Below are 13653 nucleotides of genomic sequence, written 5' to 3'. Positions count from 1 at the left end.
CAGGATCGCCGGGCGCAGCTTAATATACCTACAAAAATGCCAAATCACCAAGAAAATATTGGCATAAGGAAAGTACCATCGGGCCGGCGCTTGCGGCGCCGCGCGCCGTGCGTATAATGATTCGCTTTTGCCATCCCCCCGTCCCACCAGCGTGCGTCCGCGCCGCGATGACGCCTCAAGCCTGCCGCCATGATGCCTGCCCCTCCCGTCCTGACCATTGCCGCGCGCGCCTTGCTGCTGTGCGCCCTGGCCATGCCGGCGTGCGCGCAGGATGGCGTGGATGGCGGCGCGGCCGGCGTCACGCATGGCGACATGTCCGCCGAACTGGCGCAGGGCGGCCAGCACAGCGTGCGCGGCGCCTTGTCGCGCGAGCAGGGCGGCATGACGCTCGATGTGGCCATGGACGGACTGCGCAATGGCAATTACCGCGATGGCAGCGTGTTTCACCAGCGCGGCTTCAATGGCGGCGCGGAATGGAAGGTGCGGCAGGGGCGCTTCGGCTTCAGCGCCGACCAGCTGAACCAGGACACCAGCTATCCCGCGCCCGAGGCGCCGTTCCTGGCCATGCTGGCGGCCCGCCCGGAAGACCTGTACCGCTATGAAGTGCGGCGCGCCAGCGCCTTCGTGCAGCGCTATGTGGGCAGTTTCGAGCTGGGCGTGGAACTGTCGCAGCGGGAAAAGCGCGCCACGGCCCACTATGCGGGCGAGGAGGGCAGCAGCGAATCGAGATACAGCAGCCGCCGCCGGCAGCTGGCGCCGCGCCTGCGCCATTACGGCAAGGTGGGCGGCGTGGGCACGGATACGGAAGTGGGCCTGGACCTGATGCAGTGGCAGCGGCGCTCGGGCAGCGATGGCGATGGGCAGCGCCGCCAGTATTCGCGCGCGCTGCTTCTGCGCGAGGAGCTGGCCTTCGGCGGCCTGTATGCGCCGCGCCTGTTGCTGGGACTGCGGCATGAACAGTTCCAGCTCGATCCTGCCGACATGCCCGCCGGCGGCAGCGACTGGGAAAACCAGAATGCCTGGGACGTGCAGGGCAGCCTGCAATTGCGCCCGCAACTGAGCGTGTACGCCAAGGCCGCGCGCAGCTACCGCATCGACGACGATGGCTATACCCGCGCCGGCTACCGCCCCCTGGCGGGACAGCTGCGGCGCGAAATGGAAGTGGGCGCCACCTTCGGCGACGCGGCGCGCAGCGCTTCCGTGCGCGTGTTCAGCGAGCGCCTGAGCAACCAGATCGTTTTCGACCAGAGCCTGGGCCAGCTGGGCTTTGCGGGCAACCTCGACCCCTCGCGCCGCGACGGCATCGCCATCGAGGCCAGCATGGCGCTGGCGCGCGACTGGCGCCTCGACGGGCAACTGCGGCAAGTGCATGCGCGCTATGACGATTACGCCTATGACGGCCCGGATATCGCCCTCGTGCCCAAGACGCTGGCCAGCCTGCGCCTGTACTGGACGGGACAGGCCGGCGCCAGTGCCGACATGGGCGTGCAATGGCTGCGCGCGCTGCGCTACGGTCCCGATTTCGCCAACAGCTGCCTGGCGCAAGTGCCTGCGTTTGCCACCGTGGACGGGCGCTATGTGCGCAAGCTGGGCGCCTGGGAGCTGGAACTGGCCGGCAGCAACCTGGCCAACCGCCGCCATTACGGCGATGCGCCTGGCTGCCGCTCAAGCATTTATCTCAAGGATGCGCGCCAGCTGCGCGTGTCGGCGCGCTACCATTTTTGAGGCGCGGGCGCGGCGGGGCTTAAATGCGGCTTAAGCGGGCGCAAACCGGGGCGATAAAGACGGTTTTTTTCCGCCCGGGCTTCATCGCCCGGCGCAAAAAGTGGTAATCTCGCCCCGTTCACGACCATTTATGATGAAGGATTATTATGCGTTTTCTGCGTTTCTTGCGTCCCCTGCTTGCCGCCGTCACCCTGGTGGCGGCCACCGGCGGCGCCATGGCGGCCGATACCGGCTTTACCACGCTCCCGACGCCAGTGCGCACGGACACGGGCAAGAAGGTGGAAGTGGTCGAGTACTTCATGTATTCCTGCCCGCATTGCTACGCGCTCGATCCGCTGATGCACGACTGGGTCAAGAAGCAGGGCGACAAGATCGCCTTCCGCCGCATCCACCTGGCCTTCAATGGCCCGAAGGATCCGCAGGCGCACGCCTATGCCACCCTGGAGGCGATGGGCCAGCTGGACCAGTTCCACGACAAGATCTTCCGCGCCATCCACGTCGAGCGCAACCGCCTGAACCGCGATGACGCCATCCTCGACCTGCTGGTCAAGAATGGCATCGACAAGGCGAAATACCTGGACATGTTCAATTCCTTCGGCGTGCAGACCAAGCTGAAACGCAATGAACAGCTGATCACGGCCAGCAAGATCGACAGCGCGCCGACCATCGTCATCGATGGCCGCTTCGTGACGTCGCCGGCGCAGCTGTCGCGTCCGGGGCAGTCCGAGCCGCAGACCCAGACAGCGACCCTGCGCGTGATGGATGAACTGGTGGCGCGCGTGCTGAAAGAGCGCGCCCCGGTGCCAGCGAAGAAGTAAGCGGAGCGCATCATGAAACAGCTGCCCTGGACCTTGTGCGCACTGGCTCTTGCCCTCGTGGCGTGGCTGGCGATTGCGATCGTCAGCGTGGAAAACCAGCGCAATGCGCTGGTCACCAAGGCGTGCGTGGACCCCGCGTTCAAGAACGAGGTCGACGCGAAATGCCTGGCGTCCGTGCAGTCGCGCGAGCACTGGTGGCAGCACTTGACTTACGCCATGACGCATTTCAGGAACTGAAAACGACTGCAGAAAAACCCGCCATGCGCGGGTTTTTTTTCGTCCGCGTATGATGGAACCACAACCATTCAGGAGGAACGATGAAGGAAGTGATCTTGATTACCGGTAGCAGCCGCGGCATCGGCGCGGCGACGGCACAGTTGGCGGCGCGCCAGGGCTATGCCGTGTGCATCAATTATGTGCGCGATGCGCAGGCGGCCGACGCGCTGTGCGCGCGCATCGTCGCCGATGGGGGCGAAGCCATCGCCGTGCAGGCCGACGTCAGCGATGAAGCCGACGTGCAGCGCTTGTTTGGCGAAGTCGATGCGCGCCTGGGGACGCTCACGGCGCTGGTCAACAATGTGGGCGTGCTGGAGCAGAAATGCCGGCTGGCCGATATCTCCGTGCAGCGCCTGGAACGCGTGCTGCGCACCAACGTGATCAGTTATTTCCTGTGCTGCCAGCAGGCCGTGCGGCGCATGTCAACGGCCAACGGCGGGCAGGGCGGGCGCATCGTGAATGTCTCGTCGGCAGCCGCGCGCCTTGGCTCCCCGGGCGAATACATCGATTATGCGGCCTCGAAAGGCGCCGTCGATACCCTGACCCTCGGCCTGGCGAAGGAAGCGGCGGCCGAGGGCATCCGCGTCAACGGCGTGCGCCCTGGCATCATCTATACGGAGATCCACGCTTCCGGCGGCGAACCGGGACGGGTGGCGCGCCTGGCGTCCGGCGTGCCGATGCAGCGGGGCGGCCAGCCGGAAGAAATCGCCGACGCCATCCTGTACCTGCTGGGACCGGGCGCCACGTATGTAACGGGCAGCATCCTCGACGTGGCGGGCGGCCGCTGATTTTCAGCGCATTTTCAACTCATTTTCAACCACTGCAAGCAAGTGATTCAAGCGCGGGGCCAATTATCAAGCACGGCAAGCGAGTTCAGAATGGCGGGGTGCCATATGCAGCAGGCACGCCGATCAACCCACCTGGATTCATTATGCCCGCACCTGTTCTTGCCCCCGCCATCCTGGCCCTTTCTCTGCTGACCGCCGCGCCCGCCCATGCCGCCGTAAATCTGCCCATGCCGGCCCACCTGGCCGGCGCCGCCATCACCGACAAGGTGGTGCTGGCGGCGCGCCGCTATGCCGCATTCTGGCAAAGCGGCGATCCGGCCCTGGCGCGCCAGGCGCTGGCCGACGATTTTATTGACCGCACCTTGCCTGCCGGCCGTCCGCAGGGGCCGGCAGGCCCGCTGCAGGCATCGCAAGTGTTCCACGCGGCCGTGCCGGATTTGCAGGTGGCCATCGAGGAGATGCTGGTGGCAGGCGACCGTGTCACCTTGCGCCTGCATTTCACGGGGCGCTTCACGGGCGTCTTCCCCACGCCGCAGGGACCCTTGCAGGGGCAGGGGCAAGCCATCGATTTCCATGCCTTCGATCTGTACCTGGTCAATGCGCAGGGCCGCATCAGCGACAACTGGCACCTGGAAGATAATCTGACCCTGCTGCGCCAGCTGGGCGTGCTGGCGCCTTGATGACGGCCCGCTAGCCTTGCGCCGGCAGGGCCGCGAACTGCTGCAGCAGGAATTCGATCAGCAGGGCCACGCGCGGCGGCTGGAAGCGGCTACGCCGGTACAGCAGGTTCAGGGGAACGCTGTCGCCGAAGTAATCGTCGAGCACCGTCTGCAGGCGTCCGGCGGACAGGTCGCCGCCGATGTCGAGCAGGGATTTGTAGGCATAGCCATGGCCGGCCACGGCCCAGCGGCGGATGATTTCGCCGTCGTTGCTGTGCCAGGCGCCCTGCGGGCGCAGGCTATGGCGCTTGCCATCCTCGCGGTAGCGCCACTCCTGCGGCGCGCCGTCGCCCGCCGTGAGCACGAGGGCCGGCAGCAGCGCCAGGTCGCGCGGCGTGGCCGGCACGCCCACCCTGGCGGCCAGCGCGGGAGACACGCACACGACGCGCCGGCCAGGGTGCAGCAAACGCGCCACCATGTCGCTGTCGGGCAGTTCGCCGTAGCGGATGGCCAGGTCGATGTCGTCCTGCAGCAGCCTGGCCGTGGCGTCCGTCAAGGTCAGCGCATGGCGCACCTGCGGGTGCTGGGCGGCAAAACGGTCGAGCATGGGCAGCAGCAGCTGGCGGCCGATGTCGGACGGCGCCGAGATGCGCACCACGCCGCGTACGGCAGCGCCGCCTGCGTGCAAGCCGTCTTCGGCCTGCGCCAGCAAGTCCAGCGCCTGCTCGCTGTAATGGCGGTAGTGCAAACCCTCTTCCGTCAGGCGCAGCTGGCGCGTGGTGCGCTCGAACAGGGTGACGCCCAGCGCCGTTTCCAGGCGCGCGATGGCGGCGCTGGCAGCGGCCGGCGACAGGCCGTGCTTGCGGCCCGCCGCGGAAAAACTGCCCAGCACCGCGGCGTCGAGGAACAGGGCGATTTCCGCCAGGCGCCCGGCGCCGCCGCTGCGCATCATGCCGGGTGCGCGGCCGCGGGCTTCGGCGCCGGCGCAGAATGGGGCGTGATCACCACGGTGCAAGTGGTACCGGCCACCAGCAATTGCCCTTTCGGCTGCTCGTCGATGTGGATGCGCACGGGCACGCGCTGCGCCAGGCGCACCCAGTTGAAGGTGGGATTGACGTCGGCCAGCAATTCGCGGCCCGTGGCGGCGTCGCGGTCGGTGATGCCGCGCGCGATGCTCTCGATGTGGCCATGCAGGGTGCCGCCGCTCATCAGATTCATTTCCGCCTTGTCGTCCTGCGCCAGCATGCCCAGCTTGGTCTCTTCGAAATAGCCGACGACATAGTACGAGGCGCTGTCGATGACGGCCAGCTTGGCCGCGCCGACGGCGGCGAAATCGCCCTTGTGCACGTTCAGGTTCGTCACGTAGCCGCTGACGGGGGCGCGCACGGTGGTGCGTTCCAGGTTCAATTGCGCCAGCGCGCGCGCGGCCACGGCGGCCTGCACCTGCGACGAGGCCGAGTTGGCGGCAAACGCCGCGCTTTCGCGGCTTTCCGTCGAGATGATGCTGGCGTCAAGGCCTGCGCGGCGCTGGGCTTCCTTGCTGCGGCGGCCTTGCTCCGTCCTTTGCGCGGCCAGCACGGCATCGGCCTGCGCCAGTGCGCTCGTGTAGCGTTCCTTGTCGACGATGAAGAGCACGTCGCCCTTTTTCACCACCTGGTTGTCGCGCACCAGCACGTCCGTGACGGTGCCGGCGACGTCGGCGCTGATGTTGACGATGTCGGCCTTGATGCGTCCGTCGCGCGTCCACGGCGACTCCATGTAGCGGTCCCAGACGGTCTTGCCTATCCACAGCGCGGCGGCCAGGAGCAGCAAGGTGATTGCATAGCGGGTCAGTTTGCTTACCATGTCGGCAGCCTTTCCTTGATGGGGTTGAACAGTTTTTTTTATTTGTAAAGCGATAAAGCCAGCGCGCCAAAGATGGCGATGAAAATGCACAGCCGTGCCAGCGACGGGTGCCACACCATGCGGTACACGCCCAGCCAGCCCAGCACGCGGTCGAGCAGGGTTTGCAGGCCGATGCTGAGGATGAACAGGGGCAGCAGGGTAGGAATCAGAATTCCGAACAGGGCGAATTCACGCGGCATGGTGGTCTCCGGCGCCAGGCGCCATATGGTCGAGTAATGAGGTGTAGATCGAATGCAGGTCGGCCAATGCCGTGTGCAGGCGCGCGCTACGTTCCGGTGCAATGCCAGCTTCGTTTTGCGCGGCGCGCACCACTGCGCCCGCCCGCAGGGTGGCTGCCAGCGCCGCCTGCAGTGCCGTGTCGCTGCGCGTGCGCAGCCAGGCGGCGATGTGGTCCACGCACTGCTGCAGCGCGTGGCGCGTGGCGCCTGGCCGGGCCGTCGCGATCAGTTCGCGCAATTCGATCACCGAGTGGCCGATTTCCAGCAAGGTCAAGGCCTGGCGCACGACGGCGCGCGCAGCCTCGCCCGGCGCCGGTCCGGCCGCCGCATTGAGCTGGCTGAGCAAGTCGCGCACGCGGTTGTCGAAACGGTGTTTCACGCGCCGCGCGGGCGCCGTGCACGCATGCAGCGCTTCGCGCCACAGGGCACGGCCGATGTGGTCCTTGTGGCCCATCGTGTGCTCGGGCAGCAGCACGGCAAACACGAGGGCCGCCAGCATCAGGCCCACGATCAGGGCCATGCCCGTGTTCAAAAAGGCCGCGCCATCGACATGCATCAGATTCGTCGGCGCCATCTGCGTGATGAAGGTCGACACGCCCAGGCCCACGCCCAGCTTGGCGGGATTCGTCATCAGGTACAGGCCGACGGCCAGGAACGGCGCAAAACTCAGTACCAGCATGGGGAAACCGTCGCCATGCACCAGCACGAAGTACACGCAGACCAGCGACAGCGGCATGGCGATGAGGAAGCCTGCCAGCACCTGGCGGATCATCATGATGGGGCGCGGCGAGGACGAGGCCAGCGCGCAGAACACGGCCGCCATCAGCATCGCCGTGCTGGCGTAGGGCCAGGCGAGGAAGTAGGCGCCCAGCGCCAGCAGGGCCAGGCTGATGGCCGCGCGCGCGCCGCTGGCGATCACCAGCGCGGGCGGCGTCTTCGGCGCATACGCCTGCGGCGTGCTGATTTCCAGGGGCGTGTCGTGCGCCAGGCTGAAATACACTTCGTGAAAGCGGCTCATGTCGCGCGCGAAGCGCTCCAGCAGTTCGCATACGGTGTCGAAATCGATGCGCTGCGCATGCGCGATGGTCGCGCCGTCGATATCCGAGCGGGCCTGCGCCAGGGCCGTCTGCAGGTGCAGCTGCATGGTGTCGAGCGAGTCTTGCGAAGGCGTCGCCTGCAGCGCTTCGGCGACGATGGCGTACAGGGGCGCGCAGGCCTGCATGACTTGGGTTTCGCCATCGCGCTGCAGGCGGTCGAACAGGCGGTGAAAGGTGTAGAAAGTGGTCAGCGCCGTCATGAAGGTGGCGTTGAAGGCGTGCAGCTTGCGGTTTTGCGCGCGCACGTGGCTGACCTTGCTGGTGACTTCGAACAGGGCGGCCGAGCGGCCCAGTTCCAGCGCCGCGACGTCGGCGGCAAACTGCAAATGCGTCAGTTCCACCTGCGCCGGCGTGAGTTTTTGCTGCAGCACGTCCTGGCAAAAGGTGAGGAATTTGCCGTAGCGGGCCTGCACCGTGCGCATCACCTGCGTGCCCTGGTGGCGCGGCAGCAGCACGCTGGAGACGGCCGCCGAGCAGATGATGCCCAGGCTCACTTCTGCCACGCGCGTGACGGCCAGCGCGAACACCTGCATCGGCTGCTCGATGGCGGGCAGCACGATCATGCAGGCCGTGTAGCCAGCCAGCACGTACACATACGATTGCGCGTTGCGGTGCAGGGCAGAGCCGCTCGTGCACAGGCCCACCCACAGGGCCAGGCCGGCGAACAGCAGCACGGGCTGCTGCGGGAACAGGCCGATCAGGGTCAGCGCGGCCGTGCAGCCGAGCAGGGTGCCGCACAGGCGGTAAAAGCTTTTTTCCAGCACCATGCCGCTGCTGGGCAGGGCCAGGATGATGGTGGTGGTCATCGCCGTGCTGGGCGAATCGAGGCCCAGGCGATAGGCCAGCCACAGGGCGCAGAAGGACGCGATGAGGGTCTTGCCGACGTAGATCCAGCGTTCGCCTTCCGTTGCGCGCCAGTGCTGCAGCGCCAGCGCCAGCCAGTGGGCCGCCCGGGTCAGGGGGCCGTGTGTGAATTTGGTTGCTGTGGCTGGCGTCATCGATAGGCTATCAGTTCTGGTTGTTGAGATTGTTCAGGTTGCGCAACTGGCGCATGTACAGCTTGTCGAGCACTTGCAGCTCTTCGTCCGTGAATCCTTCATACAGGGCCGAGGTTTCCTGGTACACATCGGGCAGTGCCGTTTCGATCAGTGCGCGGCCCTTGTCGGTCAGCGAGATCATCACCGAGCGGCGGTCGCCGGGACGCGTGCCGCGGTGGATCAGGCCGCGCGTTTCCAGGTCGTTGCACACGCGCGTCAGGTTGGCCGGCTTTTCATGGCAGGCCATGCCCAGGGTGCAGGCGTTCGAGGTTTCGTCGTCCGTGCCGTACAGCACGGCCAGCACCATATAGCTGGCATCGACCAGGTCATGCTTTTTCAGCGCCGCGTTGGTCAGGTCCTTCATGCCTTTTTGAATGTGGTACGTCATGCGCAACAGGCGCATCAGTTCCATGGGGAAGCCTGGCATGCGCGTGCGGATGTTTTGCAGCCGCTTGGAGGTGGCGTCAAAAGCGGTCATGTCATATTCCTTCATGTGTGAATAAAGTTCCGATTGTATCTTGTTGGGCTAGGGCAATGCCAGGATTGCAAGCTCAGATGCCGCCTCCCAGTGCATTCATCAAGGAAACGTACAGATCGAGCTCGCGTGCCCCATTCTGCGCCTGCTGCTGTTCTTCCGCCAGCAGCGCCACTTGCGTGTTGAGCATGTTGATGGCGTCGCTCATGCCTGCCTTGTAGGCATTCTCCGCCAGGTCGCGCGCGCGCTGCGCCGTGGCCAGCGCCTGCACGGTCAGCTGGTGCTGTTTGGCCAGCGACTGGGCGCGGGTGACGGCATTGGCCACGTCCGACATGGCGTTGATGACGGTGGCGTTGTACTGCTCAACGGCGCCGTCGTACACGGCCGTCTGGCTGCCCAGCTGGGCGCGCAGGCGGGCGCCGGCGAAGATGGGCAGGCTCAGTGCGGGCGAGGCGCCGCGCACCTGCGAATTGGCGTCGAGAAAGTGGCTGAAGCCGAAGGCCTGGAAGCCGGCAAAGGCCACCAGATTGACGTTCGGGTAGAACTCGGCCTTGGCGGCGTCGATGCGCTGCGCCGCCGCTTCCACTCTCCAGCGCTGGGCGGCGATGTCGGGACGGCGGCCGATCAGGTCGGCCGGCAGCGCGGCGGGAATGGCCAGCGGCTGGTCCAGGCGCAGCACGGGGCGGCTCAAGGCCGCGCCCGCAGCCGGGCCCTTGCCCGCCAGGGCCGCCAGCTGGTTGCGCAGCAGGGCCAGCGATTCGGCCGACTGTTCCAGCTGGCGGCGTCCCGCCGGCAAGGTGGTTTCGATCTGCGCCACGTCGATGTCCGTGCCGATGCCGGCGGCCTTGCGCTGGCGCGTGATGTCGAGGATGCGGGCGCGCTGCGCCAGGCTGCGTTCGATCACGTCCTGCAGCTGGAATTCATACGACAGCTGGATGTAGGTGCGCACCAGCGCCGTTTCCAGGGCCAGGCGCGCCATCTGCGATTCGGCCGACGCCATCTGCACGTCGCCCAGGGCGGCGGACAGGGCGGCGCGGTTGCGGCCCCACAGGTCCAGGTCGTACGAGGCCGTGACGGTGGCCTGGTTGCGCCAGGCGTAGTTGCCGGCCAGCGGCGCCGGGGTGCTGCCGTGCTGCGAATACAGCTCGCGGTTGATGGAGACATTCGCGTCCGCCTGCGGACGGGTCTTGTCCTCGGCCGCGCCGGCCAGGGCCTCGGCCTGGCGCACGCGCGCCTGGGCGCCGCGCAGGGTGGGACTGTCGGCCAGCGCCTGCTCCATCAGGCGGTTCAATTGGGGATCGTGCAAGTCTTGCCACCATTGCGTGCGCGGCCATTGGATGGCGGCGCTGGCGGCGGCATCCATGGCCTGGCTCGCTTGCAGCTTGTTGGCGTCGAGCATGGCCGATTGTGGCGCGATATGGCCCATGTCGGCGCAAGCGCTCAAGGCAAGGATCAGGCTGGCGGCAAGCAAACGGCGGTGCAGGGACATGCAGGAACTCCGGAAGGTGGGGTTGGGGTGATGCTGACAGCTCGCCGCGGTGAGCGCCGGGAGTGGCCCGGGTGCTGCGCCGCAACTGAGGTGTGTTACTGACTGACTGAAACCGGCTGACTGGTTTCTTATTTCACGACGTGTTTTGCCGTTTGCGCGACATCAAAGTCCGCTTCCGTTTGCGGGATCAGGCCAGCCTTGCGGGCGGCGTAGAACTCGGCCATGACTTGTTCGCGCGTCACGTTGCTGGCGGCGGTAGCCGGCGTTTTCGGGTAGTCGACTTCGCTGGTGGCGATTTCGCCGGCGTTGCGGGCACGGATGTATTCGGCCGTGACGTCGGCGCGTGTGAGTTGCTGGCTGGCAGCGGCTGGCGCGGCGCTTTGGGCGAAAGCCGACGTGGCGGTGGTGATGGCAAACAATGCTGCGATGAGTGATTTGGCTTGCATGATAAGACTCCAAAATGTGCATGATGGCTGGGTGGATGGGCCGGATCGCCACGTACCGGTCGGTTCGGCGGCAGGGCGCTGGTGGGTGCCCTGCCGCCGATGAAGCAGTTTCTGGATGAGAAGATGCTTACTTGAATTAACTATAGCAATGAATAGTACATTTGTGAAGTAATTTTTGAAAATATTTGTGCGTCGCCGCATTTCCCCAGGGAAAATGCCGTGCAGACGTGCGCCGCTGGCCAGGCCAGGGGAGTAAGCTGGTTTTTTTATCAACGGGAGCCAGCCATGAGCAGCAGTTCACTCGATCCGGACAATTTGCCCGTCACGCCCGACCGTATCCTGGGCAGCGGCCATGGCAAGGGCGCGCTTGGGCCCAGCGACAGTTCCGACAGCGGCAGCGACATGCAGGGCGTGCCGGGCCAGGACCCGGAAGCGCTCGAGAATGACAGCGATGCGGCCGGCACGGGAGAGCGGGCTGGCGTGGAGCCGCAGAATACGGCGCCCGATGGCGGCGATATCGACGTCGACCATGTGGAAAGCGTGGCGCCCGTGCGGCCGGCAGAGGAGGAGGGCGAGGGCGAACCCGGCGGTCCGCGGGGGACTGCGCCGCGCCCTTGACGGCTGCTGGCGGCACGGTCGCCACGAATTACTGTCTCTCCTGCGCCATCAGCGTAAAATGCGGTCAAGGCGGCGTGCGCGCCGCCATGGCCAGCCGGCCGGCACAGGATAGGATGTCAGAGGATGCAAACGCAGATGTCGGAAGAGAAAGAAAAAGACTTGATGTCGATGTACCGCGAGACGCGGCCGCGCGAGTTTTTTGGCGAAAAAAGTAACACCAATCACCTGGCCTGGAGTTTGCTGGTGGTCTTGCTGGCGTTGGCGTTCTGGCTTGTCGTGGCCCTGGCGGCGGCGGAAAACCAGCGTTATGCCCTGGAAACGAAGGCTTGCCAGGATCACGTGTTCCCCACGGAAATCGACACGTCTTGCCTGAAGCAGGTCAAGTCGCGCGATCACTGGTGGCAGCACGTGGGCCACGCGCTGGTGCGCATGGGCGCCTGACCTCGGCGCGATCTGGCTGAACCTGGCGGCGGCGGGGGCCGCTGCGGTGATGGAGCGATAGTGCGGGAGGCGCCATGCCACGCGATCACTCGCGCGAGCAGCCGCAATGGCTGCTGGCGCGCCACAGTGCCTTGACGGCGCGCCAGTTGCTGCGCGCCTATGGCTTGCTATGCCTGTTTTCCCTCGTGATTGCCGCCGCCTTTGCGCTGCGCGGCCTCTGGTACATTCCCGTCTTTTCGTTCGCCGAGCTGGGCCTGGTGGCCATTGCACTGCTGCATTACCTGCGCCATGCGCGCGACTATGAACACATCGCCTTGCGCGACGGCGAGCTGATCATCGAACAGGTCAGCGCCGGGCGCTGCCGGCGCCACCATTTTTCGCCGTGGCGCACGCGCATCGGCATGCCGCAAGGGCCGCGCCAGTTGATACGCATCAAGGATGTCGGCCAGGCTGGCGCGCATGTGGACGTGGGCGTGTTCGCCACGCCCGAACGGCGCCGGCAAGTGGCGCAGGAACTGCTGGCCCTGCTGCCACCGCCAGCGTAATCGCCTTACACGGCCCGCGACGGGCCTTCCCACAGATTGATATGCCCTTCGCGCGCCTGCACGTCGATGGCGGCCAGCTCGTCGGCCGTGAACGACAATTGCTGCAGCGCGGCCACGTTTTCGCGAATTTGCGCGCTGCTGCTGGCGCCGATCAGGGTCGAGGTGACGCGGGGATCGCGCAATACCCAGGCCAGCGCCATCTGCGCCAGGGTTTGCCCCCGCTGCGCGGCGATCTGGTTCAGCGCGCGCACGCGGGCAAGGTTTTCCGCGCTCAGGTGCTTTTGCAGCAGCGAACCGCCGCCGGGGCGGTTGACGCGCGCATCCTGCGGCACGCCATCGAGGTATTTGTCGCTGAGCAGCCCCTGCGCCAGCGCCGTGAACGTGATGCAACCCATGCCTTGCTCTTGCAGGGTGTCGAGCAAGCCGTCTTCCTCGATCCAGCGGTTGAGCATATTGTAGGCCGGCTGGTGGATCAGACACGGCACTTTCCACTCTTTCAGCAGGGCGGCCGCCTCGGCCGTCTTTTGCGGAGAATACGATGACAGGCCCACGTACAGCGCCTTGCCCTGCTGCACGGCAGTGGCCAGCGCGCCCATGGTTTCTTCCAGCGGCGTGTCGGCGTCGTAGCGGTGCGAGTAAAAGATGTCGACGTAGTCGAGGCCCAGGCGCTGCAAGCTCTGGTCCAGGCTGGCCAGCACATATTTGCGCGAACCGCCGCCCTGGCCGTACGGGCCCGGCCACATGTCCCAGCCTGCCTTGGTGGAAATGATCAGTTCATCGCGGTATGGTAAAAAATCGTCGCGCAGCAGCTTGCCGAAATTGCTTTCCGCGCTGCCATACGGTGGGCCATAGTTATTCGCCAGGTCGAAATGCGTGATGCCCAAGTCAAACGCCGTGCGCAGCATGTCGCGCTGGGAAGCGAGGCTGTTGCTGTCGCCAAAGTTGTGCCACAGTCCCAGCGACAGCAGCGGCAGTTTCAGCCCGCTGCGCCCGCAGGTGCGGTATTGCATGCTGTCGTAGCGGTTCTCGGCGGCGTGGTAGGTCATGGCATCTCCTGGTTGAATGAAGTGCTTATTTTCGCGCAAAATCAAGGTCTGCGTGCGTGCGCCTTGCGCG

General features: G+C 65.9%; 16 protein-coding genes. 8 read left to right on the top strand and 8 right to left on the bottom strand.

The genetic code is table 11. The annotated features are described in order from the left end of the window. Positions 1 to 189: 189 nt before the first annotated feature. From O3297_RS20685 to O3297_RS20665, 5 genes are all read left to right on the top strand, one after another. Entirely contained in the window at positions 190 to 1725 is a 1536-nt protein-coding gene (locus O3297_RS20685; RefSeq protein WP_305049877.1) for a TonB-dependent receptor, read from the top strand. Positions 1726 to 1871: 146 nt separating this feature from the next. Further along, positions 1872 to 2543 (top strand): thiol:disulfide interchange protein DsbA/DsbL, encoded by a 672-nt coding sequence (locus O3297_RS20680; RefSeq protein WP_070282666.1) that lies wholly within the window; start codon positions 1872 to 1874, stop codon positions 2541 to 2543. A 12-nt stretch (positions 2544 to 2555) separates the two neighbouring features. Further along, positions 2556 to 2780 (top strand): hypothetical protein, encoded by a 225-nt coding sequence (locus O3297_RS20675; RefSeq protein WP_230522450.1) that lies wholly within the window; start codon positions 2556 to 2558, stop codon positions 2778 to 2780. A gap of 80 nt (positions 2781 to 2860) precedes the next feature. After that, entirely contained in the window at positions 2861 to 3607 is a 747-nt protein-coding gene (locus O3297_RS20670; protein WP_305049876.1) for an SDR family oxidoreductase, read from the top strand. Between the two features lie 143 nt (positions 3608 to 3750). Next, positions 3751 to 4287: an ester cyclase gene (locus O3297_RS20665; protein ID WP_305049874.1), complete on the top strand. Its 537-nt coding sequence runs from the start codon at positions 3751 to 3753 to the stop codon at positions 4285 to 4287. Between the two features lie 10 nt (positions 4288 to 4297). Here O3297_RS20665 and O3297_RS20660 read toward each other — a convergent pair whose 3' ends face one another. The 7 genes from O3297_RS20660 to O3297_RS20630 form a co-directional block, all read right to left on the bottom strand. Then, positions 4298 to 5218: a LysR substrate-binding domain-containing protein gene (locus tag O3297_RS20660; RefSeq protein WP_305049873.1), complete on the bottom strand. Its 921-nt coding sequence runs from the start codon at positions 5216 to 5218 to the stop codon at positions 4298 to 4300. Beyond that, positions 5215 to 6111 carry an efflux RND transporter periplasmic adaptor subunit gene (locus tag O3297_RS20655; protein ID WP_305049872.1) on the bottom strand — a complete coding sequence of 299 codons (897 nt, stop codon included), beginning with the start codon at positions 6109 to 6111 and terminating at the stop codon, positions 5215 to 5217. The genes O3297_RS20660 and O3297_RS20655 overlap by 4 nt, the downstream gene beginning before the upstream one ends. A 38-nt stretch (positions 6112 to 6149) precedes the next feature. Continuing rightward, positions 6150 to 6350, bottom strand: coding sequence for a DUF1656 domain-containing protein (locus tag O3297_RS20650; RefSeq protein ID WP_070224633.1), 201 nt, complete (start codon positions 6348 to 6350; stop codon positions 6150 to 6152). Next, the gene (locus O3297_RS20645; protein ID WP_305049869.1) at positions 6340 to 8484 is read right to left on the bottom strand and encodes an FUSC family protein; all 2145 of its coding nucleotides are present in this window, start codon (positions 8482 to 8484) and stop codon (positions 6340 to 6342) included. The genes O3297_RS20650 and O3297_RS20645 overlap by 11 nt, the downstream gene beginning before the upstream one ends. Positions 8485 to 8494: 10 nt before the next feature. Continuing rightward, the gene (locus O3297_RS20640; RefSeq protein ID WP_034782299.1) at positions 8495 to 9001 is read right to left on the bottom strand and encodes a MarR family winged helix-turn-helix transcriptional regulator; all 507 of its coding nucleotides are present in this window, start codon (positions 8999 to 9001) and stop codon (positions 8495 to 8497) included. Positions 9002 to 9074: 73 nt separating this feature from the next. After that, positions 9075 to 10487: an efflux transporter outer membrane subunit gene (locus tag O3297_RS20635; RefSeq protein ID WP_305049866.1), complete on the bottom strand. Its 1413-nt coding sequence runs from the start codon at positions 10485 to 10487 to the stop codon at positions 9075 to 9077. A gap of 128 nt (positions 10488 to 10615) precedes the next feature. After that, positions 10616 to 10933 (bottom strand): DUF4148 domain-containing protein, encoded by a 318-nt coding sequence (locus tag O3297_RS20630; RefSeq protein ID WP_034782066.1) that lies wholly within the window; start codon positions 10931 to 10933, stop codon positions 10616 to 10618. Between the two features lie 285 nt (positions 10934 to 11218). Here O3297_RS20630 and O3297_RS20625 point away from each other — a divergent pair, with 285 nt between their 5' ends. From O3297_RS20625 to O3297_RS20615, 3 genes are all read left to right on the top strand, one after another. Next, positions 11219 to 11551 carry a hypothetical protein gene (locus O3297_RS20625; protein WP_230522456.1) on the top strand — a complete coding sequence of 111 codons (333 nt, stop codon included), beginning with the start codon at positions 11219 to 11221 and terminating at the stop codon, positions 11549 to 11551. Positions 11552 to 11674: 123 nt separating this feature from the next. After that, the gene (locus tag O3297_RS20620; RefSeq protein WP_034782067.1) at positions 11675 to 11992 is read left to right on the top strand and encodes a hypothetical protein; all 318 of its coding nucleotides are present in this window, start codon (positions 11675 to 11677) and stop codon (positions 11990 to 11992) included. A 74-nt stretch (positions 11993 to 12066) separates the two neighbouring features. Beyond that, on the top strand, positions 12067 to 12537 hold the full coding sequence (locus O3297_RS20615) for a DUF2244 domain-containing protein (RefSeq protein WP_305049863.1): 471 nt from the start codon (positions 12067 to 12069) through the stop codon (positions 12535 to 12537). Positions 12538 to 12542: 5 nt separating this feature from the next. On the opposite strand, the gene mgrA is transcribed toward O3297_RS20615, so the two are convergent. Beyond that, positions 12543 to 13583, bottom strand: coding sequence for an L-glyceraldehyde 3-phosphate reductase (gene mgrA / locus O3297_RS20610; RefSeq protein ID WP_034782068.1), 1041 nt, complete (start codon positions 13581 to 13583; stop codon positions 12543 to 12545). Between the last annotated feature and the right edge of the window lie 70 nt (positions 13584 to 13653).

It is taken from the genome of Janthinobacterium sp. SUN128 (genome assembly GCF_030587275.1).
Lineage (GTDB): Bacteria > Pseudomonadota > Gammaproteobacteria > Burkholderiales > Burkholderiaceae_D > Janthinobacterium > Janthinobacterium lividum.
The sequence above is the reverse complement of the archived record's forward strand: the minus strand, read 5'-3'. Positions and strand labels throughout refer to the sequence as shown.

What these genes read in the sequence shown, in the direction of transcription:
- O3297_RS20685 (WP_305049877.1), top strand. Translation starts at nt 190, where the DNA reads ATGATGCCTGCCCCTCCCGTCCTGACCATTGCCGCGCGCGCCTTGCTG.
- O3297_RS20680 (WP_070282666.1), top strand. Translation starts at nt 1,872, where the DNA reads ATGCGTTTTCTGCGTTTCTTGCGTCCCCTGCTTGCCGCCGTCACCCTG.
- O3297_RS20675 (WP_230522450.1), top strand. Translation starts at nt 2,556, where the DNA reads ATGAAACAGCTGCCCTGGACCTTGTGCGCACTGGCTCTTGCCCTCGTG.
- O3297_RS20670 (WP_305049876.1), top strand. Translation starts at nt 2,861, where the DNA reads ATGAAGGAAGTGATCTTGATTACCGGTAGCAGCCGCGGCATCGGCGCG.
- O3297_RS20665 (WP_305049874.1), top strand. Translation starts at nt 3,751, where the DNA reads ATGCCCGCACCTGTTCTTGCCCCCGCCATCCTGGCCCTTTCTCTGCTG.
- O3297_RS20660 (WP_305049873.1), bottom strand. Translation starts at nt 5,218, where the DNA reads ATGATGCGCAGCGGCGGCGCCGGGCGCCTGGCGGAAATCGCCCTGTTC.
- O3297_RS20655 (WP_305049872.1), bottom strand. Translation starts at nt 6,111, where the DNA reads ATGGTAAGCAAACTGACCCGCTATGCAATCACCTTGCTGCTCCTGGCC.
- O3297_RS20650 (WP_070224633.1), bottom strand. Translation starts at nt 6,350, where the DNA reads ATGCCGCGTGAATTCGCCCTGTTCGGAATTCTGATTCCTACCCTGCTG.
- O3297_RS20645 (WP_305049869.1), bottom strand. Translation starts at nt 8,484, where the DNA reads ATGACGCCAGCCACAGCAACCAAATTCACACACGGCCCCCTGACCCGG.
- O3297_RS20640 (WP_034782299.1), bottom strand. Translation starts at nt 9,001, where the DNA reads ATGACCGCTTTTGACGCCACCTCCAAGCGGCTGCAAAACATCCGCACG.
- O3297_RS20635 (WP_305049866.1), bottom strand. Translation starts at nt 10,487, where the DNA reads ATGTCCCTGCACCGCCGTTTGCTTGCCGCCAGCCTGATCCTTGCCTTG.
- O3297_RS20630 (WP_034782066.1), bottom strand. Translation starts at nt 10,933, where the DNA reads ATGCAAGCCAAATCACTCATCGCAGCATTGTTTGCCATCACCACCGCC.
- O3297_RS20625 (WP_230522456.1), top strand. Translation starts at nt 11,219, where the DNA reads ATGAGCAGCAGTTCACTCGATCCGGACAATTTGCCCGTCACGCCCGAC.
- O3297_RS20620 (WP_034782067.1), top strand. Translation starts at nt 11,675, where the DNA reads ATGCAAACGCAGATGTCGGAAGAGAAAGAAAAAGACTTGATGTCGATG.
- O3297_RS20615 (WP_305049863.1), top strand. Translation starts at nt 12,067, where the DNA reads ATGCCACGCGATCACTCGCGCGAGCAGCCGCAATGGCTGCTGGCGCGC.
- mgrA (WP_034782068.1), bottom strand. Translation starts at nt 13,583, where the DNA reads ATGACCTACCACGCCGCCGAGAACCGCTACGACAGCATGCAATACCGC.